Source organism: Streptomyces sp. NBC_00252 (genome assembly GCF_036187565.1).
Taxonomy (GTDB): domain Bacteria; phylum Actinomycetota; class Actinomycetes; order Streptomycetales; family Streptomycetaceae; genus Streptomyces.
Window position 1 is genome coordinate 6,165,080 of the sequence record NZ_CP108087.1, and the last position, 22,392, is coordinate 6,187,471.

At 70.1% G+C, this 22,392-nt stretch carries 17 protein-coding genes; 9 read left to right on the forward strand and 8 right to left on the reverse strand.

The genetic code is table 11. The features are described from left to right. The first annotated feature begins 47 nt into the window (after nucleotides 1-47). From OHT77_RS27310 to OHT77_RS27320, 3 genes are all read left to right on the forward strand, one after another. Nucleotides 48-1,124: a phosphoribosyltransferase family protein gene (locus OHT77_RS27310; protein WP_328834355.1), complete on the forward strand. Its 1,077-nt coding sequence runs from the start codon at nucleotides 48-50 to the stop codon at nucleotides 1,122-1,124. Nucleotides 1,125-1,437: 313 nt separating this feature from the next. Continuing rightward, nucleotides 1,438-2,130, forward strand: coding sequence for a ribosome hibernation-promoting factor, HPF/YfiA family (gene hpf / locus OHT77_RS27315; RefSeq protein ID WP_328831068.1), 693 nt, complete (start codon nucleotides 1,438-1,440; stop codon nucleotides 2,128-2,130). 206 nt (nucleotides 2,131-2,336) lie between these two features. Then, a complete protein-coding gene (locus OHT77_RS27320) occupies nucleotides 2,337-3,083 on the forward strand; it encodes a response regulator transcription factor (protein WP_328831070.1) in 747 nt (248 codons plus the stop codon). A 45-nt stretch (nucleotides 3,084-3,128) separates the two neighbouring features. Here the strand turns inward: OHT77_RS27320 and OHT77_RS27325 are convergent, their stop codons facing one another. After that, nucleotides 3,129-4,331 carry a winged helix-turn-helix domain-containing protein gene (locus OHT77_RS27325; protein ID WP_328831071.1) on the reverse strand — a complete coding sequence of 401 codons (1,203 nt, stop codon included), beginning with the start codon at nucleotides 4,329-4,331 and terminating at the stop codon, nucleotides 3,129-3,131. A 57-nt stretch (nucleotides 4,332-4,388) separates the two neighbouring features. Further along, complete coding sequence (locus tag OHT77_RS27330; RefSeq protein ID WP_328831072.1) at nucleotides 4,389-4,958, reverse strand: GNAT family N-acetyltransferase; 570 nt, start codon at nucleotides 4,956-4,958, stop codon at nucleotides 4,389-4,391. A 268-nt stretch (nucleotides 4,959-5,226) separates the two neighbouring features. On the opposite strand from OHT77_RS27330, the gene secA reads away from it, so the two are divergent. Beyond that, on the forward strand, nucleotides 5,227-8,040 hold the full coding sequence (gene secA / locus OHT77_RS27335; RefSeq protein ID WP_266769249.1) for a preprotein translocase subunit SecA: 2,814 nt from the start codon (nucleotides 5,227-5,229) through the stop codon (nucleotides 8,038-8,040). A gap of 304 nt (nucleotides 8,041-8,344) precedes the next feature. On the opposite strand, the gene OHT77_RS27340 is transcribed toward secA, so the two are convergent. After that, the gene (locus tag OHT77_RS27340; RefSeq protein WP_328831073.1) at nucleotides 8,345-8,734 is read right to left on the reverse strand and encodes an Rv3235 family protein; all 390 of its coding nucleotides are present in this window, start codon (nucleotides 8,732-8,734) and stop codon (nucleotides 8,345-8,347) included. A gap of 792 nt (nucleotides 8,735-9,526) precedes the next feature. Here OHT77_RS27340 and OHT77_RS27345 point away from each other — a divergent pair. Both OHT77_RS27345 and OHT77_RS27350 read left to right on the forward strand, forming a co-directional pair. Further along, complete coding sequence (locus OHT77_RS27345) at nucleotides 9,527-10,042, forward strand: DUF6912 family protein (protein WP_328831074.1); 516 nt, start codon at nucleotides 9,527-9,529, stop codon at nucleotides 10,040-10,042. A 75-nt stretch (nucleotides 10,043-10,117) separates the two neighbouring features. Further along, a complete protein-coding gene (locus OHT77_RS27350) occupies nucleotides 10,118-10,783 on the forward strand; it encodes an HAD family hydrolase (protein WP_328831075.1) in 666 nt (221 codons plus the stop codon). Nucleotides 10,784-10,866: 83 nt separating this feature from the next. On the opposite strand, the gene OHT77_RS27355 is transcribed toward OHT77_RS27350, so the two are convergent. Then, nucleotides 10,867-11,433 (reverse strand): DJ-1/PfpI family protein, encoded by a 567-nt coding sequence (locus tag OHT77_RS27355; RefSeq protein WP_019056759.1) that lies wholly within the window; start codon nucleotides 11,431-11,433, stop codon nucleotides 10,867-10,869. A gap of 639 nt (nucleotides 11,434-12,072) precedes the next feature. Here OHT77_RS27355 and OHT77_RS27360 point away from each other — a divergent pair. Next, nucleotides 12,073-17,004: an NAD-glutamate dehydrogenase gene (locus OHT77_RS27360; protein ID WP_328831076.1), complete on the forward strand. Its 4,932-nt coding sequence runs from the start codon at nucleotides 12,073-12,075 to the stop codon at nucleotides 17,002-17,004. Nucleotides 17,005-17,165: 161 nt separating this feature from the next. Beyond that, complete coding sequence (locus OHT77_RS27365; RefSeq protein ID WP_328831077.1) at nucleotides 17,166-17,618, forward strand: GtrA family protein; 453 nt, start codon at nucleotides 17,166-17,168, stop codon at nucleotides 17,616-17,618. Nucleotides 17,619-17,634: 16 nt separating this feature from the next. Here the strand turns inward: OHT77_RS27365 and OHT77_RS27370 are convergent, their stop codons facing one another. After that, nucleotides 17,635-18,507, reverse strand: a complete 873-nt coding sequence (locus OHT77_RS27370; protein WP_328831078.1) for an ABC transporter ATP-binding protein — start codon at nucleotides 18,505-18,507, stop codon at nucleotides 17,635-17,637. Beyond that, the gene (locus OHT77_RS27375) at nucleotides 18,500-19,417 is read right to left on the reverse strand and encodes an ABC transporter permease (RefSeq protein ID WP_328831079.1); all 918 of its coding nucleotides are present in this window, start codon (nucleotides 19,415-19,417) and stop codon (nucleotides 18,500-18,502) included. The genes OHT77_RS27370 and OHT77_RS27375 overlap by 8 nt, the downstream gene beginning before the upstream one ends. Before the next feature lie 321 nt (nucleotides 19,418-19,738). On the opposite strand from OHT77_RS27375, the gene OHT77_RS27380 reads away from it, so the two are divergent. Beyond that, the gene (locus tag OHT77_RS27380; RefSeq protein ID WP_328831080.1) at nucleotides 19,739-20,365 is read left to right on the forward strand and encodes a TetR/AcrR family transcriptional regulator; all 627 of its coding nucleotides are present in this window, start codon (nucleotides 19,739-19,741) and stop codon (nucleotides 20,363-20,365) included. Nucleotides 20,366-20,401: 36 nt separating this feature from the next. Here the strand turns inward: OHT77_RS27380 and OHT77_RS27385 are convergent, their stop codons facing one another. Both OHT77_RS27385 and galE read right to left on the reverse strand, forming a co-directional pair. After that, the gene (locus OHT77_RS27385; RefSeq protein WP_328831081.1) at nucleotides 20,402-21,367 is read right to left on the reverse strand and encodes an ADP-ribosylglycohydrolase family protein; all 966 of its coding nucleotides are present in this window, start codon (nucleotides 21,365-21,367) and stop codon (nucleotides 20,402-20,404) included. Continuing rightward, a complete protein-coding gene (galE, locus tag OHT77_RS27390; RefSeq protein ID WP_328831082.1) occupies nucleotides 21,367-22,347 on the reverse strand; it encodes a UDP-glucose 4-epimerase GalE in 981 nt (326 codons plus the stop codon). The genes OHT77_RS27385 and galE overlap by 1 nt, the downstream gene beginning before the upstream one ends. Between the last annotated feature and the right edge of the window lie 45 nt (nucleotides 22,348-22,392).

Below are 22,392 nucleotides of genomic sequence, written 5' to 3' on the forward strand. Positions count from 1 at the left end.
GTCCACAGGGGTGGCCGGTCGACGGAGGCGTTGGCACAGTGGTGGACATGCGGGGGTGGTGGCGGGACCTCACGGATCTGGTGCTGCCGGCCGAGTGCGGAGGCTGCGGAAGGCCTCGCACGGTGCTCTGCCCGGAGTGCCGTGCCGCCCTGACCGGGGCCGTACCGAGCCGGGTGCGACCGATGCCCGAGCCGTCAGGGCTACCGGCGACGTACGCGACGGCTCCGTACGCGGACGAGGTGCGCTCGATGCTCCTCGCCCACAAGGAACGAGGCGCGCTGGCTCTTGCGGGGCCGCTGGGTGCGGCGTTGGCGGGGGCGGTGCGGGTGGGGGTGCGGGAGGGGGGAGGGGTGGGGTGGGGGAGGGCCCAGCAGCTACGGCAACCGGTGGCAGGACAGGCTCACGGCGCGGAAACCTCGCAGGCTGGGACAGGACATCGCCAAGCCCAGGTCGGCCCCCATCCAGATCACGCCCGAATCCAGACCGAGCAAGCCCGCGGGGAACGTCGCCAGACGCAAACCGGACGGCACCCGGACGGGCACCCGGACGTCCGCCCCCCTAACCCCCGAAGCCCAGCCCAGCCGCCCCTCCTCCTCGTCCCCGTGCCCTCCGCGCGGGCGGCCGTGCGGGCTCGGGGGCATGATCCGGCGCGGCGGATCGCGCTCGCGGCGGCGGGGGAGTTGCGGCGGACCGGGACGCCGGCCCGGGTGGTCGCCGTGTTGCGGCAGGGGCGGTGGGTGGCCGATCAGTCGGGGCTCAACTCCCGGCAGCGGCTGGAGAATCTCGCCGGGGCGCTGGAGGTGGTCGCGGGCGGTGCCGGGCTGCTCGCCGGAGGGCGGGTGGTGCTCGTCGACGACCTGATGACGACGGGGGCCACCTTGCGGGAGGCGGCGCGGGCCGTTCGGGAGGCGATCGTGTGCCGCGGTGAAGTTGGCGCGACTGACGCTGTGTATGCGCGTGCGTCCAGGGAAGGCAGAGAAGAACACAGCGAGAGATCAATGGAGAACGGGAGGAACATGGCACTCAGTGCACCGGGATTCGTGGGTGTGAACGGCCCCGATGACCTGATCTGCGCGGCAGTGATCGCGGCTTCGCCAGATTCCTTCGAAATAAACCGGAACTGACTGCGATCTTGTGTCGTTGCAGGTAATGACAGGGGCAATTCACCTGAACGGAGGTACGCGGCAGTAGAGGGTGACGACATCCGTCCGGGCGAGATATGTTCGGTTGTGAGAGAAAGGCGCAGGCCGCGCCTCTCGTATCCGAATGCCGTGCTGCGGGTTTTCTGCAATCACTCGCCGCCATGGGGTGGAGATCTTGCCCATGGGGGAGGAGGAGGTGGAAGTCACCGAGTCCGAGGTTCCGGGGTGACCGGAGCCTGGTGCGAAAGGGAGACGCTCCGCAGCGAAGCGGAGCGATCCGGGAACGGAGTTCTGCGTGGACATCGTCGTCAAGGGCCGCAAGACAGAGGTGCCCGAGCGGTTCCGCAAGCACGTGGCCGAGAAGCTGAAGCTGGAGAAGATCCAGAAGCTCGACGGCAAGGTGATCAGCCTCGACGTGGAGGTGTCCAAGGAGCCGAACCCCCGACAGGCCGACCGCTGTGACCGAGTGGAGATCACGCTCCGCTCCCGCGGTCCGGTGATCCGGGCGGAGGCATCGGCCAACGATCCGTACGCGGCGCTCGACCTCGCGGCGGAGAAGCTGGACGCCCGGCTGCGCAAGCAGCACGACAAGCGCAACACGCGCCGCGGTGCCCGTCGGCTCACGGCCGCCGAGGTCCCCGACCACGTCCCGGGCGCCGCGACGCTCAACGGCAACGGCCAAGCCGTCCCGGACGAGCAGTCGGACGGTGTGCCCACCAAGAAGATCGGTTCGCTGGAGGTCAAGGGCGAAGGTCCCCTGGTCGTCCGCGAGAAGACCCACGTCGCCTCTCCGATGTCTCTCGACCAGGCGCTCTACGAGATGGAACTGGTCGGACACGACTTCTACCTGTTCGTCGACTCCGAGACCAAGGAACCGAGCGTCGTCTACCGACGTCACGCCTACGACTACGGCGTCATCCACCTGAGCACGGACCCGATGGTCACGCAGGCGCAACCGCCCGCGGCGGGCGGCACGCTGGGCGGCTGAGCCACCCGGCCGAGAGGTGAGCCGGTGCCCCTGGAGCGCGTGTGCGCCCCCAGGGGCACCGGTGTGCGACCACTTCGCGCCCCGCTCCGTGACCGCACTGTCGTCCGGGCATGGAATCATGGCCGTACAGGGCCCAACCGGTGGGCCGCTGCCTTGGGTTGGCGATGGCGCAGGACCACAGGCCAGAGCCTTCAGGGGGAGGAACGATGGCGGACAGCTTCGGACCGATGCATGTCGGGGATGCCGACGGCGGCGTCGTCGGCATGGACCCGGAAGCGGGCTCGACACGCAAGGAGCCGATCAGAGTCCTGGTCGTGGACGACCACGCCCTCTTCCGGCGCGGCCTGGAGATCGTGCTGGCCGCCGAGGAGGACATCCAGGTCGTCGGCGAGGCCGGTGACGGCGCCGAGGCCGTGGACAAGGCCGCCGATCTGCTCCCCGACATCGTCCTGATGGACGTACGGATGCCCAAGCGGGGCGGGATCGAGGCGTGCACCTCCATCAAGGAGGTGGCGCCCAGCGCGAAAATCATCATGCTCACGATCAGCGACGAAGAGGCCGATCTCTACGACGCCATCAAGGCGGGCGCGACGGGTTATCTCCTCAAGGAGATCTCGACCGACGAGGTGGCCACCGCCATTCGCGCCGTGGCCGACGGGCAGTCGCAGATCAGCCCCTCCATGGCGTCGAAACTCCTCACCGAGTTCAAGTCGATGATCCAGCGCACCGACGAGCGCCGGCTGGTGCCCGCGCCCCGGCTCACCGACCGTGAGCTGGAGGTCCTCAAACTCGTCGCCACCGGTATGAACAACCGTGATATCGCCAAGCAGTTGTTCATCTCCGAGAACACCGTGAAGAACCATGTGCGCAACATCCTGGAGAAGCTGCAGCTGCACTCCAGGATGGAGGCGGTGGTCTACGCGATGCGGGAGAAGATCCTCGAGATCCGCTGATCCCTCAAGGGGATCCGCTGCTCTCCCAGGGGGATCGCCGGTCGCTCACGCCAGGAGACGGACGAGTTCCCTGGCGAGGGGAGCGCGCAGCTCCGGGGCGTCGACCCGCTCCACGCGTACGTCCGTGCAGTCCACCCAGCTCGCGGCCTCGACCAGGGCCTGGGCCACGGACGGGACGGCCTTGGCGCCGTCCAGGGTGACCTGCTTGGCCACCAGGGTGCGGCCCTCGCGCGCGGGGTCGACGCGTCCGACCAGCCGGCCGCCGGCGAGCACCGGCATCGCGAAGTAGCCGTGGATGCGCTTCGGTTTGGGGACGTAGGCCTCGAGGCGGTGGGCGAAGCCGAAGATGCGCTCCGTGCGGGCCCGCTCCCAGACGAGGGAGTCGAACGGGGACAGGAGCGTGGTGCGGTGGCGGCCGCGCGGGGGTGTCGCCAGGGTCGCCGGGTCCGCCCAGGCGGGCTTGGACCAGCCCTCGACCGTGACCGGGACCAGACCCGAGTCGGCGATCACCGCGTCGACCTGCTCGCCCTTGAGGCGGTGGTAGTCCGCGATGTCCGCGCGCGTGCCGACGCCCAGCGACCGGCCCGCGAGGGCGACCAGGCGGCGGAGGCACTCCGTGTCATCCAGTTCGTCGTGCAGCAGGTCCTGCGGGATCGCGCGCTCGGCGAGGTCGTACACCCGCTTCCAGCCGCGGCGCTCCACGCAGACCACCTCGCCATACATGAGCGCGCGCTCGACGGCGACCTTGGCGCCGGACCAGTCCCACCACTCGCTGGTGCGCTTGGCGCCGCCCAACTCCGTCGAGGTGAGGGGGCCTTCGGTGTGGAGCTGCTTGATGACCTGGTCGTAGGTGCCGTCCGGGAGGTCGTGGTTCCAGTGCGGGCGGGCGCGGTAGGCGCGGCGACGGAAGGCGAAGTGCGGCCACTCCTCCACGGGGAGGATGCACGCGGCGTGCGACCAGTACTCGAAGGCGTGGGGGCGTGCCGGAGACGCGCCGGCGGGTGTGGTCGTCCAGTACGCGTCCTCCACCGTCTTGCGGGGGACGGCGCCGAGGCGGGCGTACGGGATGAGTTCGTGGGAGCGGGCGAGGACCGAGATGGTGTCGAGCTGGACCGCGCCGAGATGGCGGAGCACGCCGCGCACGCCCCCGCGGCGGTCCGGGGCGCCGAGGAAACCCTGGGCACGCAGGGCGATGCGGCGGGCGTCGGCTGCCGACAGGTCGGTCGTGGGGCGCGGGGCACTCGTCATGTCTCCGCACGATAGACGGTGGCACTGACAGCGCCGGCTGAGCCGGGGATTCGTTCCCTACGGCTGGGTCGGCAGGTACGGCGCCGTCGACGGCAGGCCCTGGTCCGACGGGAGCAGGGAGCCGACCCAGCAGTCCCGTCGTACGCCCTTGTTGTTGATCGCGGAGCGGAGGGTGCCCTCGACGGTGAAGCCGGCGTGTTCGGCGACCGCGCGGGAGCCCTTGTTGCCGACCTCCGCGCGCCACTCCACGCGGTCGATCGACAGGCGGGTGAAGGCCCAGCGGGAGACGGCGACGGTGGCCTCGGTGATGTAGCCGTTGCCGCGGTGCTCCTTCGTGGCCCAGAAGCCGACCTCGCCGACGCCCAGGGAGCGCATCGTGATCGCGAGCATGCCCACCAACTCCCCTTCGGGGAGAAAGACGCCGAAGGTGAACATCGAACCGTTCTCCCAGCCCTCCGGGACCAGTTGTTCGGTGAAACTCCGCGCGTGCTCCAGGAGATAGGGCGAGGGGATCGTCGTCCAGCGCTGGATCTCGGGGTCCTGGGCCGCGGAATACACGACGTCGGTGTCCTGCGGGCCGACGCTGCGCAGGAGGAGACGGTCGGTCGTGAGCGTGACGGGTTCCATCGGCCGATTCTGCTCGGGGGCGCACGAGGACGCCATACTTTTGCGCTGCGTGAGCGGGTGATCACATTTCGCGCAATTCCTCGGAGCGACGCGGCACCATCGGCGACCCCCGGCCGTTGTCCCCTTTGAAGCAGATTTGAAGGAGTGGACGGTCGGCGTCCCCGGCAGGCTCCCGGCGTGGCGGGGTCCTCGCATACGATGGCCGTTGCTCAGTCATGTCATTGGAAACCGACCGTCCCAGGCCCGACCGGCAAGGAGACCAACCCCCGTGTCCGTCCTCTCGAAGATCATGCGTGCAGGCGAAGGCAAGATCCTGCGCAAGCTGCACCGCATCGCGGACCAGGTCAACTCCATCGAAGAGGACTTCGTCGACCTCTCCGACGCCGAGCTGAAGGCCCTCACCGAGGAGTACAAGCAGCGCTACGCCGATGGTGAGACCCTGAACGACCTGCTCCCCGAGGCGTTCGCCACCGTGCGCGAGGCCGCCAAGCGCGTCCTCGGCCAGCGTCACTACGACGTGCAGATGATGGGCGGCGCGGCCCTGCACCTCGGCTACGTCGCCGAGATGAAGACCGGCGAGGGCAAGACCCTGGTCGGCACCCTGCCCGCGTATCTGAACGCCCTCTCCGGAGACGGCGTCCACATCATCACGGTCAACGACTACCTGGCCGAGCGCGACTCCGAGATGATGGGGCGCATCCACAAGTTCCTGGGCCTCGAGGTCGGCTGCATCCTGGCCAACATGACCCCGGCCCAGCGCCGCGAGCAGTACGCGTGCGACATCACGTACGGCACGAACAACGAGTTCGGCTTCGACTACCTGCGCGACAACATGGCGTGGTCGCAGGACGAACTGGTGCAGCGCGGCCACAACTTCGCGATCGTCGACGAGGTCGACTCGATCCTCATCGACGAGGCCCGTACACCGCTGATCATCTCCGGCCCGGCCGACCAGGCCACCAAGTGGTACGGCGACTTCGCCAAGCTCGTCACCCGCCTGAAGAAGGGCGAGGCCGGCAACTCCCTCAAGGGCCTTGAGGAGACGGGCGACTACGACGTCGACGAGAAGAAGCGCACGGTCGCCATCCACGAGGCCGGTGTCAGCAAGGTCGAGGACTGGCTGGGCATCGACAACCTCTACGAGTCGGTGAACACCCCTCTGGTGGGCTACCTGAACAACGCCATCAAGGCGAAGGAGCTCTTCAAGAAGGACAAGGACTACGTCGTCATCGACGGCGAGGTCATGATCGTCGACGAGCACACCGGCCGTATCCTCGCCGGCCGCCGCTACAACGAGGGCATGCACCAGGCGATCGAGGCGAAGGAAGGGGTGGACATCAAGGACGAGAACCAGACCCTTGCCACGATCACCCTGCAGAACTTCTTCCGCCTCTACAGCAACCTCTCGGGCATGACCGGTACGGCGATGACCGAGGCCGCCGAGTTCCACCAGATCTACAAGCTCGGCGTCGTCCCGATCCCGACCAACCGGCCGATGGTCCGCAAGGACCAGTCCGACCTGATCTACCGCACCGAGGTCGCGAAGTTCGAGGCGGTCGTCGACGACATCGCCGAGAAGCACGAGAAGGGCCAGCCGATCCTCGTCGGTACGACGTCGGTCGAGAAGTCCGAGTACCTCTCGCAGCAGCTCGCCAAGCGCGGCATCCAGCACGAAGTGCTGAACGCGAAGCAGCACGACCGTGAGGCGCCGATCATCGCCCAGGCCGGCCGCAAGGGCGCCGTCACCGTCGCCACCAACATGGCCGGCCGCGGTACGGACATCAAGCTCGGCGGCAACCCCGACGACCTCGCCGAGGCGGAGCTGCGCCAGCAGGGCCTCGACCCCGAGGAGCACATCGAGGAGTGGGCCCACGCCCTGCCCGCCGCCCTGGAGAGGGCCGAGCAGGCGGTCAAGGACGAGTTCGAAGAGGTCAAGGACCTCGGCGGCCTCTACGTCCTCGGCACCGAGCGGCACGAGTCGCGTCGTATCGACAACCAGCTGCGCGGTCGTTCCGGCCGTCAGGGCGACCCGGGCGAGTCCCGCTTCTACCTCTCCCTCGGCGACGACCTGATGCGGCTGTTCAAGGCCCAGATGGTCGAGCGCGTGATGTCGATGGCGAACGTCCCGGACGACGTGCCGATCGAGAACAAGATGGTCACGCGCGCGATCGCGTCCGCCCAGTCGCAGGTCGAGCAGCAGAACTTCGAGACCCGCAAGAACGTCCTCAAGTACGACGAGGTCCTCAACCGCCAGCGCGAGGTCATCTACGGCGAGCGCCGCCGTGTCCTGGAGGGCGAGGACCTGCAGGAGCAGGTCGTGCACTTCATGGACGACACGATCGACGCGTACATCACCGCGGAGACCGCCGAGGGCTTCCCGGAGGACTGGGACCTCGACCGGCTGTGGGGCGCGTTCAAGCAGCTCTACCCGGTGAAGGTCACCGTGGAGGAGCTGGAGGAGGCGGCCGGGGACCGGGCCGGTCTGACCGCCGAGTTCATCTCCGAGTCCATCAAGGACGACATCCACGAGCAGTACAAGGAGCGCGAGGAGCAGCTCGGCTCCGAGATCATGCGTGAGCTGGAGCGCCGCGTCGTGCTGTCGGTCCTGGACCGCAAGTGGCGCGAGCACCTCTACGAGATGGACTACCTCCAGGAGGGCATCGGCCTGCGCGCGATGGCCCAGAAGGACCCCCTGGTCGAGTACCAGCGCGAGGGCTTCGACATGTTCACCGCGATGATGGACGGCATCAAGGAGGAGTCCGCCGGCTACCTGTTCAACCTGGAGGTCCAGGTCGAGCAGCAGGTCGAGGAAGTCCCCCTGGAGGACGACAAGCCGTCCCTCGACAAGGAGGACACGGTGCCCGCGCAGGCGAACGGCCGCCCCGAGATCCGCGCCAAGGGCCTCGACGCCCCGCAGCGGCCGGACCGGCTGCACTTCTCGGCGCCGACCGTGGACGGCGAGGGTGGCATCGTCGAGGGCGACTTCACCAGCGACGACGAGCCCGTGCGCTCCGAGGCGGACGGCCTCACGCGCGCGGAGCGCCGCAAGCAGGGTCGCCGGAGCAGCCGCCGCAAGAAGTGACGGTCGCTCCGCCGCGGTGAGCGGTGGGCTGTGACGGGTGGCCCCCGGAGTGTGGGTCCGGTCGGTGACGGGCGGGCCCATGTGAGGGGCTGAGCCTGTCGGGCCGCGGTCCGCGAAGAGGCTGTGTGAAGGGCCGGGCATCGTGAGGGTGCCCGGCCCTTCGGCGTGCGTGCCCGCGGGGCGTGGTCGGTCGGCGTCAGGTCTCCAGGGCGTGTCACCGGCCGGCGCAGGCTCTTCGACCGCATGCCCGGGGCCTGCCGGCAGTCGTCGGCGGGCCCTTTGGTGTGCGTGCCCGGAGGCGCTGTCAGTCGTCGTCCCGGTGCGGGGCGCGGGGGCCGCCCAGTTCGACCGCGGTGCAGCGCCAGCGGAGGTCGGCGCCCTGTTCCAGCCGGAAGGCCATGGCGCGTACCTCGTCACCGGCGCCGATGCGGGCGAAGGCCTCCACGGCGCCGGGGCGGGCGACGTAGTAGCCGATGTCCCGGACGACCGGGCGGACGCCGCGGGTGGCGCGCAGGGGGCCGTGTTCGGCCAGGCGGATCAGCTCGTCGTAGGCGGGGCCTGCGGTGTGCCGGAGCATCCAGTGGACGGGCCGCTGACCGCTCAGCACGGCGAGGAGGCGGTCGGCGAAGACGTCGGTGGGGCGGGGCTGGGGGACGCGGGGGCGGGTGGCGACCTGAGGGGCCTGGGCGGGCACGGTATGGGGTCCGTCATGACGTGAGGACTGGTGGGTGCCCTGGCCTGCCGCCTGCGGGGGAGCCGTAGAGGCCGCGTCCCGGACCGTCGCAGCCTCGGCGGCCGTACGAGCCCCACGGGCCGCCGTTGCCGCCCCGCGGCCGTTCCCGGGGGCCGTACGGGCTCCTCGTGCCGGCGCGGCCGCCGGGCGGCCGTCTCCCGGGGCGGTGCGTCCTGTGCCCCGGCCGGGGCCGCTACCGGGTGCTCCCGTGCTCAGGCCGTCAGCGCGAGTGCCCGACCCCGTGGCCGGAGTGCCCGCCCGCCTTCCCGTCACCGTGTTCTCGGGCCCCTCGGCCACCGGCGCCGTACGGGACGTGCCCCCGCCCTGGCCGCGCGGCGTGCCCGTGCCGGGGCGACGGGGGTCGCGGCGGGTCGGGGGGCGGGTCGGGGTGTGCTGGGCGGTCCTGGTCATGACCTTGTGCATGGGGGTCCCCGTTGGATCGGCCCGGGATGTACCGGGAAGTAACTTCTGGTGGGGGATCTTGTACGGGGCCCCGGGTCGAGGTGGCAAGGACGTGGCGGCGCGGGTCGGAGGGGCCGGAACGTTCGCTTATCCGGGTGATTCACGGGCCTGCGAGCCCATCACCGCGGGGGTGCCCAGGGTGAATTCCGGGCGTGAGGTGGACGGTTCCGAGGGGGTGGGTGGGGACTCGATAGGGGACACGCGCACGTATCCTGAAGGTCCTCCAGGAGACGCGGCACCGTCCGCGGAACGGTCCTCCCCGAGGCACTCCGACTACGAAAGCGGCCAGCCATGCGCGTCTACGTCCCCCTGACCCTCCCCGGTCTCGCCGAGGCGTACAAGACGGGTGAGCTGGGGACGGGACCCTTCGTCGCCTACGCCGTGACGCCCGCGCTGCGCGAGTGGTACCTCTCCGACGACATCGAGGAGCTGGAGTACGCGGCGCTGAACCGGGCCGCCCTCGCCTCGCTGCGGCTGCTCGCGGTCCACCCCGACGTGCCCCGGCGCCGGGTCGTGGTCGCCGTCGACGTGCCCGACGGCACCGCGCAGGGCGACCCCGACCGCGGGCTCGACCCGGCGGCGCTCGGCGAGGTCCGGGTGACCGGAACCGTGGCGCTGGCCAAGGCGGCTGCCGTGCACGTGGATCTCGACGACGCGGAGGCCGATGTGAGCGCCGCCGCCGACGCGCTCGCGGCGGCCGATCACGGGGACGACGACGCGCAGTTCGTCGTGGACGGCGCCGAGGACCACGAGCTGCTCTGGTACGCGACGCAGGAGATCCCGAACCTCGTCGGGCTGGCCGACTGAGCCTGTCCCGCGCCGGTTTATGGCCGTTGACCTGCGGTTCTCATGATTGTCAGTGGCGGCGGGTACGTTTTTGGCATGGGGATGCAAGGAAGCGCGCACATCGTCTGGGACTGGAACGGCACGCTGTTCCACGACAATGACGCGATCATCGGGGCGACGAACGCGGCGTTCGCCGAGCTGGGGCTGACGCCGATCACGATGGAGGAGTACCGGACGCTGTACTGCGTGCCGGTGCCCAAGTTCTACGAGCGGCTGCTGGGCCGGCTGCCCACCGACGCCGAGTGGGAGGTCATGGACGGCACCTTCCACCGGTACTACACGGAGCACCGCGTCGTCTGCGGCCTCACCGAGGGCGCGGCGGACCTGCTCGCGGGGTGGCGCACGGCGGGTCGCAGCCAGTCGATCCTCAGCATGTACGGCCATGACGAACTGGTCCCGCTGGTGCGGGAGTTCGGGATCGAGCCGCACTTCATACGGGTCGACGGGCGCACCGGGCCCTCCGGCGGCAGCAAGGCCGAGCACATGGTGCGGCACCTCGGCGCGCTGACCGGCGTGGACCCCGCGCGCACCGTCGTGATCGGCGACGCGGCCGACGACGCGGTGGCCGCCCTGCACGTGGGGGCGCGGGCCGTGCTCTACACCGGCGGCTCGCACAGCCGGGCCAGCCTCGAGGTCGTGGGCGTACCGGTGGTGGACTCCCTGGCGGAGGCCGTCGCGGAGGCGGAGCGGCTGGCGGCGTGACGCGCCGCGGCGCCTGAAGAACACCGGCTCACGACGAGCCGTACTCAGCAGGCACCGCGCTGCCCGTCACCCGGCCGACCGCCTCACGTGACCGGAGCCTTCGCCCGCAGCACCGTCAAAAACTCCCGCATCCAGCTGGAGTGATCCGGCCACGCGCGAGCGGAGACCAGCGTGCCGTCGACGACCGTCTCCGCGTCCTGGAAGGTCGCGCCGGCGGACTGCATGTCGAGTTCGAGCGCGGGGTACGCCGTGACGCGCCGGCCGCGCAGGCCGTCGATCGCGGCGGTGAGCAGGGGGCCGTGGCAGATCTGGGCCACGGGCTTGTCCGTGTCGAAGAAGGACTTGAGGATCTTGCGGAGTTCGGGATCGTTGCGGAGGTACTCGGGGGCCCGCCCACCGGGGATGACGAGGGCCGCGTACTGCCCGGGATCGACCTCGGAGAAGGCGAGATCGGCGGGCCAGGTGTAGCCGGGCTTCTCGGTGTACGTGTCGAAGCCGGGTTCGAAGTCATGGACGACGAACTGGAGCTTCTTGCGCTCGGGGGCGGCGATGTGGACCTCGTACCCCTCCTCGCGCAGGCGCTGGTAGGGGTAGAGGACCTCCAGCGACTCCGCTGCGTCGCCGGTGACGATGAGGATCTTCGCTGTCATGTCGGTGCGCTCCTCGATGGCCGTGGCTGTGGGGCCGTGGTCGTGACACGCGTCCGCGTCGGGCGTCCGCGTCGGCCGTCATGGGCAACGTGCCGCGCCCCGGCGTCCTTGCCAAGAGGCCGCGAGGCTCGGAGACCGTCACCGTCCCGACTGCCCGTGAATACGACGATTTCACTCCTTGCGCCCCTGTGCATAACGTCAAAGTTCCACCCTCTGTTTTGTACACAACCGGCTCATGACGAGCCCCCGGTGAGGAGCGATAGCCTTGTGGCGTGATCAGCGCGATATTTCGCGGGGGCATCGTCGCCCCTGCTCCGCGCCCGGCGACCACGGAATACATCCGTGACCGGGCGGCGGTCGCTGGTCCTCCCAGGGCCTGCCCGATGACGGGCCCACGCGGGCGGGACGGAGCTCCAAACGCTCCCAGGACGCCGTGCACACCCCGGGTAGCGGCTCGACCGAGAGCAGCGTCACACCCGACGGGGGTGCCGAAAATGGCTGATAACCCACCGCTCATCTCACCTTGCGGCATAGCGTCTGAGCAGACCGGAGAACCCGGGCCGTGGCGTCGAGCCGCAGGGGAAGAGACCGTACTTCCTTCTACGTCACGCAACGGCGCGCGACAGGAGCCAGAGGACAATGCAGACCAAGCTGGACGAAGCAAAGGCCGAGTTGCTCGAGAGGGCTGCTCGGGTAGCTGAGAACAGCCCGGTCGGGGGGCACCTACCCACCGGGAAGACGGACGAGAGCACTCCGGACCAGGAGACCGTGCTCGCGTTCCTCCAGCGCTACTACCTGCACACCGCCCCCGAGGACCTCGCGGACCGCGACCCGGTCGACGTCTTCGGTGCCGCCTTCTCCCACTACCGGCTGGCCGAGACCCGACCCCAGGGCACGGCGAACGTACGGGTCCACACCCCGACGGTCGAGGAGAACGGCTGGACGTGCAGCCACACCGTCGTCGAGGTCGTCACCGACGACATGCCCTTCCTCGTGGACTCGGTGACCAACGAGCTGACCCGCCAGGGCCGCGGCATCCACGTCGTCATCCACCCGCAGGTGATCGTCCGCCGCGACCTCACCGGCAAGCTCATCGAGGTGCTCACCACCCCGCCCGCCGGCGAGCTGCCGCACGACGCGTACACCGAGTCCTGGATCCACGTCCAGATCGACCGCGAGACCGACCGCGCCGACCTGAAGCAGATCACCGCCGACCTGCTGCGCGTCCTGTCCGACGTCCGTGAGGCCGTCGAGGACTGGGAGAAGATGCGGGACTCGGCGCTGCGCATGGCCGACGAGCTGCCCACCGAGCCGACCGCCTCCGACCTGCCCTCCAGCGACGTCGAGGAGGCCCGTCAGCTGCTGCGCTGGCTGGCCGCCGACCACTTCACCTTCCTCGGCTACCGCGAGTACCAGCTGCGCGAGGACGACTCGCTGGCCGCCGTCCCCGGCACCGGCCTCGGCATCCTGCGCTCCGACCCGCAGCACGCCGGCGAGGACAGCCACCCGGTGAGCCCGTCCTTCGAGCGGCTCCCGGCCGACGCCCGGGCCAAGGCCCGCGAGCACAAGCTCCTCGTGCTGACGAAGGCCAACAGTCGTTCCACGGTGCACCGTCCGTCGTACCTCGACTACGTGGGCGTGAAGAAGTTCGACGAGAACGGCGAGGTCGTCGGCGAGCGCCGCTTCCTGGGCCTGTTCTCGTCCGCCGCCTACACCGAGTCCGTCCGCCGGGTTCCCGTGATCCGGCGCACGGTCGACGAGGTGCTCGAAGGCGCCGGCTTCTCGCCCAACAGCCACGACGGCCGCGACCTGCTGCAGATCCTGGAGACGTACCCGCGCGACGAGCTGTTCCAGACCCCGGTCGACGAACTCCGCTCCATCGTCACGTCCGTGCTCTACCTCCAGGAGCGCCGCCGGCTGCGCCTGTACCTGCGCCAGGACGAGTACGGCCGCTACTACTCGGCCCTCGTCTACCTGCCGCGCGACCGCTACACCACGGGCGTACGCCTGCGGATCATCGACATCCTCAAGGAAGAGCTCGACGGCATCAGCGTCGACTTCACCGCCTGGAACACCGAGTCGATCCTCTCCCGGCTGCACTTCGTGGTCCGCGTCCCGCAGGGCACCGAACTGCCGCAGCTGTCCGACGCCGACAAGGACCGCATCGAGGCCCGCCTGGTCGAGGCGGCCCGCTCCTGGGCGGACGGTTTCGGCGAGGCGCTGAACGCCGAGTGCGGCGAGGAGCGCGCGGCCGAACTCGTGCGCCGCTACGGCAACGCCTTCCCCGAGGGCTACAAGGCGGACCACTCCCCGCGCGCCGCCGTTGCCGACCTGGTCCACCTCGAAGCGCTCACCGAGGAGCAGGGCTTCGCGCTCAGCCTCTACGAGCCGGTGGGCGCCGCCCCCGAAGAGCGCCGCTTCAAGATCTACCGCAAGGGCGCCTCGGTCTCCCTCTCCGCCGTGCTGCCGGTCCTCAGCCGCCTCGGCGTCGAGGTCGTCGACGAGCGGCCGTACGAACTGCGCTGCTCGGACCGTACGACGGCGTGGATCTACGACTTCGGGCTGCGCATGCCCAAGTCGCAGAACGGCGGCGGGGACCACCTCGGCGACGACGCGCGCGAGCGGTTCCAGGAGGCCTTCGCCGCCACCTGGACCGGGCAGGCCGAGAACGACGGCTTCAACGCGCTGGTGCTGAGCGCCGGGATCGACTGGCGCCAGGCGATGGTGCTGCGGGCGTACGCGAAGTACCTCCGGCAGGCCGGTTCGACCTTCAGCCAGGACTACATGGAGGACACCCTCCGCAACAACGTCCACACCACCCGGCTGCTCGTCTCCCTGTTCGAGGCGCGGATGTCGCCGGACCGGCAGCGCGCCGGGCGCGAGATCGTCGACGCCCTCCTCGAAGAGGTCGACGCGGCGCTCGACCAGGTCGCGAGCCTCGACGAGGACCGCATCCTGCGCTCCTTCCTGACCGTCATCAAGGCGACCCTGCGCACCAACTTCTTCCAGGAGGCACGCGGCGGGCACGCGCACGCGTACGTCTCGATGAAGTTCGACCCGCAGGCCATCCCGGACCTGCCGGCGCCGCGTCCGGCGTTCGAGATCTGGGTGTACTCGCCGCGCGTCGAGGGCGTGCACCTGCGCTTCGGCAAGGTCGCGCGTGGTGGCCTGCGCTGGTCGGACCGGCGCGAGGACTTCCGTACCGAGATCCTCGGCCTGGTCAAGGCGCAGATGGTGAAGAACACCGTCATCGTGCCGGTCGGCGCCAAGGGCGGCTTCGTCGCCAAGCAGCTGCCCGACCCGAGCGTGGACCGGGACGCGTGGCTCGCCGAGGGCATCGCCAGCTACAAGATGTTCATCTCGGCCCTGCTCGACATCACCGACAACCTGGTGGCCGGCGAGGTCGTCCCCCCGGCGGACGTCGTCCGGCACGACGAGGACGACACCTACCTGGTGGTCGCCGCCGACAAGGGCACCGCGACGTTCTCGGACATCGCCAACGGAGTCGCCGAGAGCTACAACTTCTGGCTGGGCGACGCCTTCGCCTCCGGCGGCTCGGCAGGCTACGACCACAAGAAGATGGGCATCACCGCGCGCGGTGCCTGGGAGTCCGTCAAGCGGCACTTCCGGGAGCTGGGCGTCGACACCCAGAGCGAGGACTTCACGGTCGTCGGTGTCGGTGACATGTCCGGTGACGTGTTCGGCAACGGCATGCTGCTCAGCGAGCACATCCGCCTGGTCGCCGCCTTCGACCACCGGCACATCTTCCTGGACCCGACCCCGGACGCGGCCGTCTCGTACGCCGAGCGCCGCCGCATGTTCGAGCTGCCGCGCTCCAGCTGGGCCGACTACAACACCGACCTGCTGTCGGCCGGCGGTGGCGTCTTCCCCCGTACGGCCAAGGCGATCCCCGTCAACGCGCACGTCCGCGAGGCCCTCGGCATCGAGGACAAGGTCGCCAAGATGACGCCGGCCGACCTCATGAAGGCGATCCTCAAGTCGCGGGTCGACCTCCTGTGGAACGGCGGCATCGGCACGTACGTCAAGGCCAGCACCGAGTCCCACGCGGACGTCGGCGACAAGGCCAACGACGCGATCCGCGTCGACGGCGCCGACCTGCGCGTCAAGGTCGTCGGCGAGGGCGGCAACCTGGGCCTGACCCAGCTCGGCCGGATCGAGTTCGCCCAGCAGGGCGGCAAGATCAACACGGACGCGATCGACAACAGCGCGGGCGTGGACACCTCCGACCACGAGGTGAACATCAAGATCCTGCTCAACGGCCTGGTCACCGACGGCGACATGACCGTCAAGCAGCGCAACAAGATCCTCGCCGAGATGACCGACGAGGTCGGCGCGCTCGTCCTGCGCAACAACTACGCGCAGAACACCGCGATCGCCAACGCGCTCGCCCAGTCCAAGGACATGCTCCACGCCCAGCAGCGCTTCATGCGCACCCTGGTCCGCGAGGGCCACCTCGACCGGGCCCTGGAGTTCCTGCCCACCGACCGCCAGATCCGCGAACGGCTCGCCCAGGGACAGGGCCTGACCGGTCCCGAGACGGCCGTCCTCCTGGCGTACACGAAGATCACGGTCTCGGACGAGCTGCTCCACACCACGCTCCCCGACGACCCGTACCTGCGCACCCTGCTGCACGCCTACTTCCCGAGCGCGCTGCGCGAGAAGTTCGCCGAGCAGATCGACACCCACGCGCTGCACCGCGAGATCGTCACCACGGTCCTGGTCAACGACACGGTCAACACCGGCGGTACGAGCTTCCTGCACCGCCTCCGGGAGGAGACCGGTGCGTCCCTGGAGGAGATCGTCAGGGCGCAGACCGCGGCCCGCGCGATCTTCCACGCCGCCGAGGTGTGGGACGGCGTCGAGGCGCTCGACAACACCGTCGAGGCGCCCGTCCAGACCCGCATCAGGCTGCACTCGCGCCGCCTGTGCGAGCGCGGCACCCGCTGGCTGCTCAACAACCGGCCGCAGCCGCTCCAGCTCGCCGAGACCGTCGAGTTCTTCGGCGAGCGCGTCGAGCAGGTCTGGTCCCAGCTCCCCAAGCTGCTGCGCGGCGCGGACCTGGACTGGTACCAGGAGATCTACGACGAGCTGACCGGCGCCGGCGTCCCGGCCGAACTCGCCACGCGCGTGGCCGGGTTCTCGTCCGCCTTCCCGGCGCTCGACATCGTCTCGGTGGCCGACCGCACCGGCAAGGACCCGATGGACGTCGCCGAGGTCTACTACGACCTCGCCGACCGCCTGCACATCACCCAACTCATGGACCGGATCATCGAGTTGCCCCGCGCGGACCGCTGGCAGTCCATGGCCCGCGCCTCCATCCGCGAGGACCTGTACGCGGCCCACGCGGCCCTGACCGCCGACATCCTCGCGGCGGGCAACGGCACCTCGACGCCGGAACAGCGCTTCGCCACCTGGCAGGAGAAGAACGCGGCGATCCTGGGCCGGGCCCGCACGACCCTGGACGAGATCCAGGGCTCGGAGACCTTCGACCTCGCCAACCTGTCGGTGGCGATGCGCACCATGCGCACCCTGCTGAGGACGCACTCGTAGTACCTGGGTCGTAGCTGCCGCGACCCTTCTTGAGAAGTCGCTACGACGATGAGGGCGCCCCGGGCCCGGACGGCTCGGGGCGCCCTTTTCACGGAGTGCCTTAGGGGTAATCGAAGGCGATTCGAGAGGAGCGCTTACTCTGCCCGGCTAAGCCTGGTGGCGTGATTCTGAACCTCGCCGAGGAACGCGTGACCGAGCCCGCCCGCCCGGTGCGGAAAGTCGTCCTGGAAGTCGTCAAGTTCGGGATCGTCGGCGGCACCGGCGTCCTGGTCAACTTCGCGGTCTTCAACGCCCTGCTGCACGGCCTGCGCTGGCCCGCGATGCTCGCGACGGTCCTGGCCAGCTGCGTCGCGATGGGCGCCAACTACCTCGGCTTCCGCTACTACACCTACCGCGACCGCGAGGCCCCCGGCGCCCGCAGGATCGCCCTGTTCTTCGTCTTCAGCGGCCTCGGCGTCCTCATGGAGAGCGGCCTCTTCTACGTCGGCTACCACGGACTGGGCCTCCACGGTCCGCTCGAGGCGAACGTCGTGAAGGCCCTGTCGATCGTGCTCGCGTCGGCGTTCCGCTTCCTGGTCTACCGCACATGGGTGTTCCAGGACGAGGACCTCTGACGGCCGTCCCGCGGTCTCAGGCGACCTTGCCCGCCGCCGGCGCGGGAGCCGCGGCCTTGGGCTTGTCGGCGCCGCCCGTGAAGGCCTCGTACGCCTCCAGCACTTCCTCCGTCGGCCCGTCCATCCGCAGCTCGCCGCGCTCCAGCCACAGCACGCGGTCGCAGGTGTCGCGGATCGACTTGTTGTTGTGGCTGACCAGGAACACCGTGCCCGCGTGCTGGCGCAGCTCGCGGATCCGCTCCTCCGAACGCCGCTGGAACGACCGGTCGCCCGTCGCCAGCGCCTCGTCGATCAGGAGGACGTCGTGGTCCTTGGCGGCGGCGATGGAGAACCGCAGTCGCGCGCCCATGCCCGAGGAGTACGTCCGCATCGGGAGGGTGATGAAGTCGCCCTTCTCGTTGATCCCGGAGAAGTCGACGATGCCCTGGTAGCGCTCCTTGACCTGCTCGCGGGACATGCCCATGGCCAGGCCGCCGAGGTACACGTTGCGCTCGCCGGTCAGGTCGCCCATGAGGGCCGCGTTGACGCCGAGGAGGGAGGGCTGGCCGTGGGTGTAGATACGGCCGTTCTCGACCGGGAGCAGGCCCGCGACCGCCTTGAGCAGGGTGGACTTGCCGGAACCGTTGGTGCCGATCAGGCCGATCGCCTCGCCCTTGTAGGCGACGAACGACACCTTCTTGACCGCGTGCACCTTGCGGACGCCCGCCGCCTTCTCGGTCTTCTCGCGGCGCATCATGCGGTTCAGGGCGGCGGTCGCGGAGCCGCGTCCGGCGCCGGTCCCGTTGACCCGGTAGACGATGTCCACGCCGTCGCAGACGACGGTGGGGACGGTGCTGTCGGCGGCCACGCGGGTCCGCTCGGTGTGGTACTCGATGGTCTGCTCAGCCACGGCCGTACGTCTCCTCAGCCTTCCAGAAGTAGATGAAGCCGCCGACCCCGGCGATCAGCGCCCAGGCGGTCGCCGCCGGCCACACGTGCGGGGGGAGCTGGCTGGAGTGGAAGCTGTCGATCAGCGAGTAGCGCATCAGGTCGATGTAGACGGCCGCCGGGTTGGTCTCCAGGGCCAGCGTCACGAGGTGCGGCAGGTGGTCCTTGCTGGTCAGCTTGTCGATGCTCCACATGACGCCGGAGACGTACATCCAGGTGCGCAGCACGAACGGCATCAGCTGCGCGATGTCCGGCGTCTTCGCGCCCATCCGGGCCATGATCATCGAGACGCCCGCGTTGAACGTGAACTGCAGGAACAGCACCGGGACCGCCATCAGCCAGGAGAAGCTGATCGGCACGCCGAAGCAGAGCAGGATGACGACCAGGGCGGCCATCGAGAACAGCAGCTGCTGGAGCTGCTGCAGCGCGAACGAGATCGGCAGCGCGGCCCGCGGGAAGTGCAGCGCCCTGACCAGGCCGAGGTTCCCGGAGATCGCCCGGGTGCCCGCCATGATCGAGCTCTGCGTGAACGTCCAGATGAACACGCCCGTCACCAGGAACGGGATGTAGTCCGGGACACCGCGCTTCGTGCCCAGCAGGATGCCGAAGATGAAGTAGTACACCGCCGCGTTCAACAGCGGCGTCATCACCTGCCAGATCTGACCCAGCTTCGCCTGGCTGTACTGCGCGGTCAGCTTGGCGGTGGCGAACGCGGTGATGAAGTGGCGGCGCTCCCACAACTGCCGGACGTACTCGGGCAGCGAGGGGCGGGCGCCGCTGACCGTGAGGCCGTGGCGTGCGGCGAGCGCCGCGAGGTCGTCTTCGTCGGCCGGAGCCGGCGAATGGGGCGGTGTGTGGAGGACCTGGCTCACATCCGCTGCTTTCGCTCGGGGGGAGGGGGTGCGCGTCCGGCTGCCGTGTTCCGTTGCCCGGCGTTTCCTTACGCTTCTCTTTACGTTCTCTTACGTCGGGACGGGACCGTATCGTCGCAACGTGAGCGTAGGCCGATTCGGCGTCGGAACGCAACCGTTTCGTCGTGACGGATGTGATGGCGCCGTTAGGTTTTGGGCCGGGACGGGCCTGTTGCGTCGATACGGTCGGTGGCGTTGCGGCGACGGGCCGGTTGCGTCCCGACGCGCCGCACTCATCGTCGGAACGCAACCGTTTCGTCGCAACGCCCCTATGCTTGGGCTATGACGACGAACGCCGACGAGCCCACAACACGTCAGCGCCGCCGCACCCCAGCCGGGGCGGCCGTACTCCGCGAGGATGTGACCGAAGCCATCCGGGCGGCGGTCTTCGAGGAGCTGGCGGCGGTCGGGTATGCCCGGATGTCGATCGAGGGGATCGCGCGGCGCGCGGGGGTCGGCAAGACGGCGGTGTACCGCCGCTGGCGTTCGAAGCTGCACCTGGTGCTGGACGTCGTGTCGGCGGTCGCGGTGATGGGGCTGCCGACGCCGGACACCGGTTCGCTGGAGGGTGACCTCCGGATGCTGTACGAGGTCACGTCACGCGCGCTGCGGCACCCCGTCGCGTCGCAGATCATCCCGGACCTCCAGGCCGAGGCCGCCCGCAACCCCGAGATCGCCGACGCCATGCAGAAGGCGCTGCGCGAGGGCCAGGAGGGCGTCGCCAGCAAGATCCTCGCGGCCGCGGAACGGCGTGGCGAGATCCGCCCCGGCATGGATGAGGACCTGGCGCTGGACCTGATCTCCGGCCCCCTGTACTGGCGTGCCGTGGTCATCCGCAGCCCGAAGCTCCCGAAGGGCTACCTGGGAGCGCTGGCCCGGGCGACGACGGAGGGGCTCAAAGCGCTGTAGGGCTCCGCCCTGCCCGTCGGCTCCCCGACCGGCGAGTCAGCCGCCTCCGCCGTCCACGTGGCCCGGGTCGTCCAACCGCCGTGCCAGTTCCCCCAGTTCGGCAGCCCGCAGCACCCGCCCCCCGAACCCCGGCAGCGGCACATGCACGGCCCCGCTCCAGCGCTCCGGGATCGCCGCGCTCCCGTACACCGCCCCGGCGAGGCCGCCCGTGACCGCCGCGACGGTGTCCGTGTCGCCGCCGAGGTCGATCGCGGCGCGCAGGGCGTCCTCGTAGGAGGAGGTCGTCCGCAGGGACCAGACGGCGGAGGCGAGGCAGGGCCAGACGGCGCCGTTGAATTCGGTGGCCCGGTCGGGGTGCCAGTCGGGGGCGAGGACGACGGCGTAGCGCTCCCGGTGGTCGGGGTGGACGGCGCGGAGGGTCTCCTCGACGGCGTTCAGCGGGTCCTCGCCGTCCAGTGCGACGCGGATCAACTCGTGGAGGACGGCGGTGCCTTCCCAGGCCGCGCGGTCTCCGTGGGTGAGCGCGGCGATGCGGCGGGCGGCGTCCGTCGTGGCCTCGCGTCCCGCGCGCGCGAAGTACAAGGCGGAGGGCGCGGCACGCATCAACGCACCGTTCCCGGCGCCCCGTTGGCTCGTCCGGAAGTGCAGGGCGGCGGCCAGGTCCCAGGGGTCGCCGCTGGTCAGCACGGCCTCGGTCTGCAGGCCGATGTCCTTCGGGTCCGCGGTGGCCCAGCGCCTGAACCGCGCGAACATGTCCGGGAGCCGGAGCCCGCCGCACTCCAGCAGGGACTCCGCGACGAGTACGGCCATCTGCGTGTCGTCGGTCGCCTCGCCCGGGTCCCAGCCGCCGCCCCCGCACATCTCCCCGCCCTGGCCGGGCACCGGGAAGCGGGCGGTGAAGGCGCCCTCGGGGCCGAACTCGAAGGGCGCGCCGAGCGCGTCGCCCACGGCGGAGCCTAGGACGGCGCCCAGGGCGCGTTCCTTCCTGGAGGGGCTGTCCATCAGGATCGTGCGGCCCCCGGGTGCAGCCGCACCCATCCCTCCCACGCCGACGCGATCATGTCCTGGACGTCGTGCTTGGCCTTCCAGCCCAGTTCGGTGGTGATGCGGTCGGCGGAGGCGACGACACGCGCCGGGTCGCCGGGGCGGCGCGGGTGGACGGTCGGGGGGCGGTCGTAGCCGGTGATCGCGTTGATGCGGTCGATCATCTCGCGGACCGAAACGCCTTCCCCGCGGCCGATGTTGAGGGTCAGCGAGCGGCCGGGGGAGGCCTGGAGGGCGCGGGCGGCGGCGACGTGGGCCTCGGCCAGGTCGACGACGTGGATGTAGTCGCGGACGCAGGTGCCGTCCGGGGTGGCGTAGTCGTCGCCGAAGATGCGCGGGGGCGCGTCCTCGGTGAGCTTCTCGAAGACCATGGGGATGAGGTTGAAGACGCCGGTGTCGGCGAGGTCGGGGGCGGCTGCCCCTGCCACGTTGAAGTAGCGCAGGGAGGCCGTGGACAGGCCGGTCGCCCTGCCGGTCGCGCGGACCAGCCACTCACCCGCGAGCTTGGTCTCGCCGTACGGCGACATCGGGACGCAGGGCGTCTCCTCGGTGACCAGCTCGACGTCCGGCATGCCGTAGACGGCCGCCGAGGACGAGAACACGAACGACGGGACGCCGGCCGTGGTGACCGCCTCCAGGAGGACGCGCAGGCCCTCGACGTTCTCCCTGTAGTAGTGCAACGGCAGGTCGACCGACTCGCCGACCTGCTTCTTCGCCGCCAGATGGACGACTCCGGTGACGTCCTGGTCGGCGAGGGTGCGGGCCACCCGTTCCGCGTCCAGGGTCGAACCCACCACCAGGGGCACGCCGTCGGGCACGCGCTCGGCGATGCCGGTGGACAGGTCGTCGTAGACGACGGCCTGTTCGCCCGCCTCGGTCATCGCCCTCACGACATGCGCCCCGATGTAGCCGGCGCCGCCGGTGATCAGCCAGGTCATGTGCGGCCGTCCCCTCCGTCACTCGATCCGTGGTGGTGCGTCCTC

Excerpts from the sequence above, each read along its gene's own strand:
- OHT77_RS27310 (WP_328834355.1), top strand. The coding sequence starts at position 48 with ATGCGGGGGTGGTGGCGGGACCTCACGGATCTGGTGCTGCCGGCCGAG.
- OHT77_RS27320 (WP_328831070.1), top strand. The coding sequence starts at position 2,337 with ATGGCGGACAGCTTCGGACCGATGCATGTCGGGGATGCCGACGGCGGC.
- OHT77_RS27325 (WP_328831071.1), bottom strand. The coding sequence starts at position 4,331 with ATGACGAGTGCCCCGCGCCCCACGACCGACCTGTCGGCAGCCGACGCC.
- OHT77_RS27330 (WP_328831072.1), bottom strand. The coding sequence starts at position 4,958 with ATGGAACCCGTCACGCTCACGACCGACCGTCTCCTCCTGCGCAGCGTC.
- OHT77_RS27345 (WP_328831074.1), top strand. The coding sequence starts at position 9,527 with ATGCGCGTCTACGTCCCCCTGACCCTCCCCGGTCTCGCCGAGGCGTAC.
- OHT77_RS27350 (WP_328831075.1), top strand. The coding sequence starts at position 10,118 with ATGGGGATGCAAGGAAGCGCGCACATCGTCTGGGACTGGAACGGCACG.
- OHT77_RS27355 (WP_019056759.1), bottom strand. The coding sequence starts at position 11,433 with ATGACAGCGAAGATCCTCATCGTCACCGGCGACGCAGCGGAGTCGCTG.
- OHT77_RS27360 (WP_328831076.1), top strand. The coding sequence starts at position 12,073 with ATGCAGACCAAGCTGGACGAAGCAAAGGCCGAGTTGCTCGAGAGGGCT.
- OHT77_RS27380 (WP_328831080.1), top strand. The coding sequence starts at position 19,739 with ATGACGACGAACGCCGACGAGCCCACAACACGTCAGCGCCGCCGCACC.
- OHT77_RS27385 (WP_328831081.1), bottom strand. The coding sequence starts at position 21,367 with ATGGACAGCCCCTCCAGGAAGGAACGCGCCCTGGGCGCCGTCCTAGGC.
- galE (WP_328831082.1), bottom strand. The coding sequence starts at position 22,347 with ATGACCTGGCTGATCACCGGCGGCGCCGGCTACATCGGGGCGCATGTC.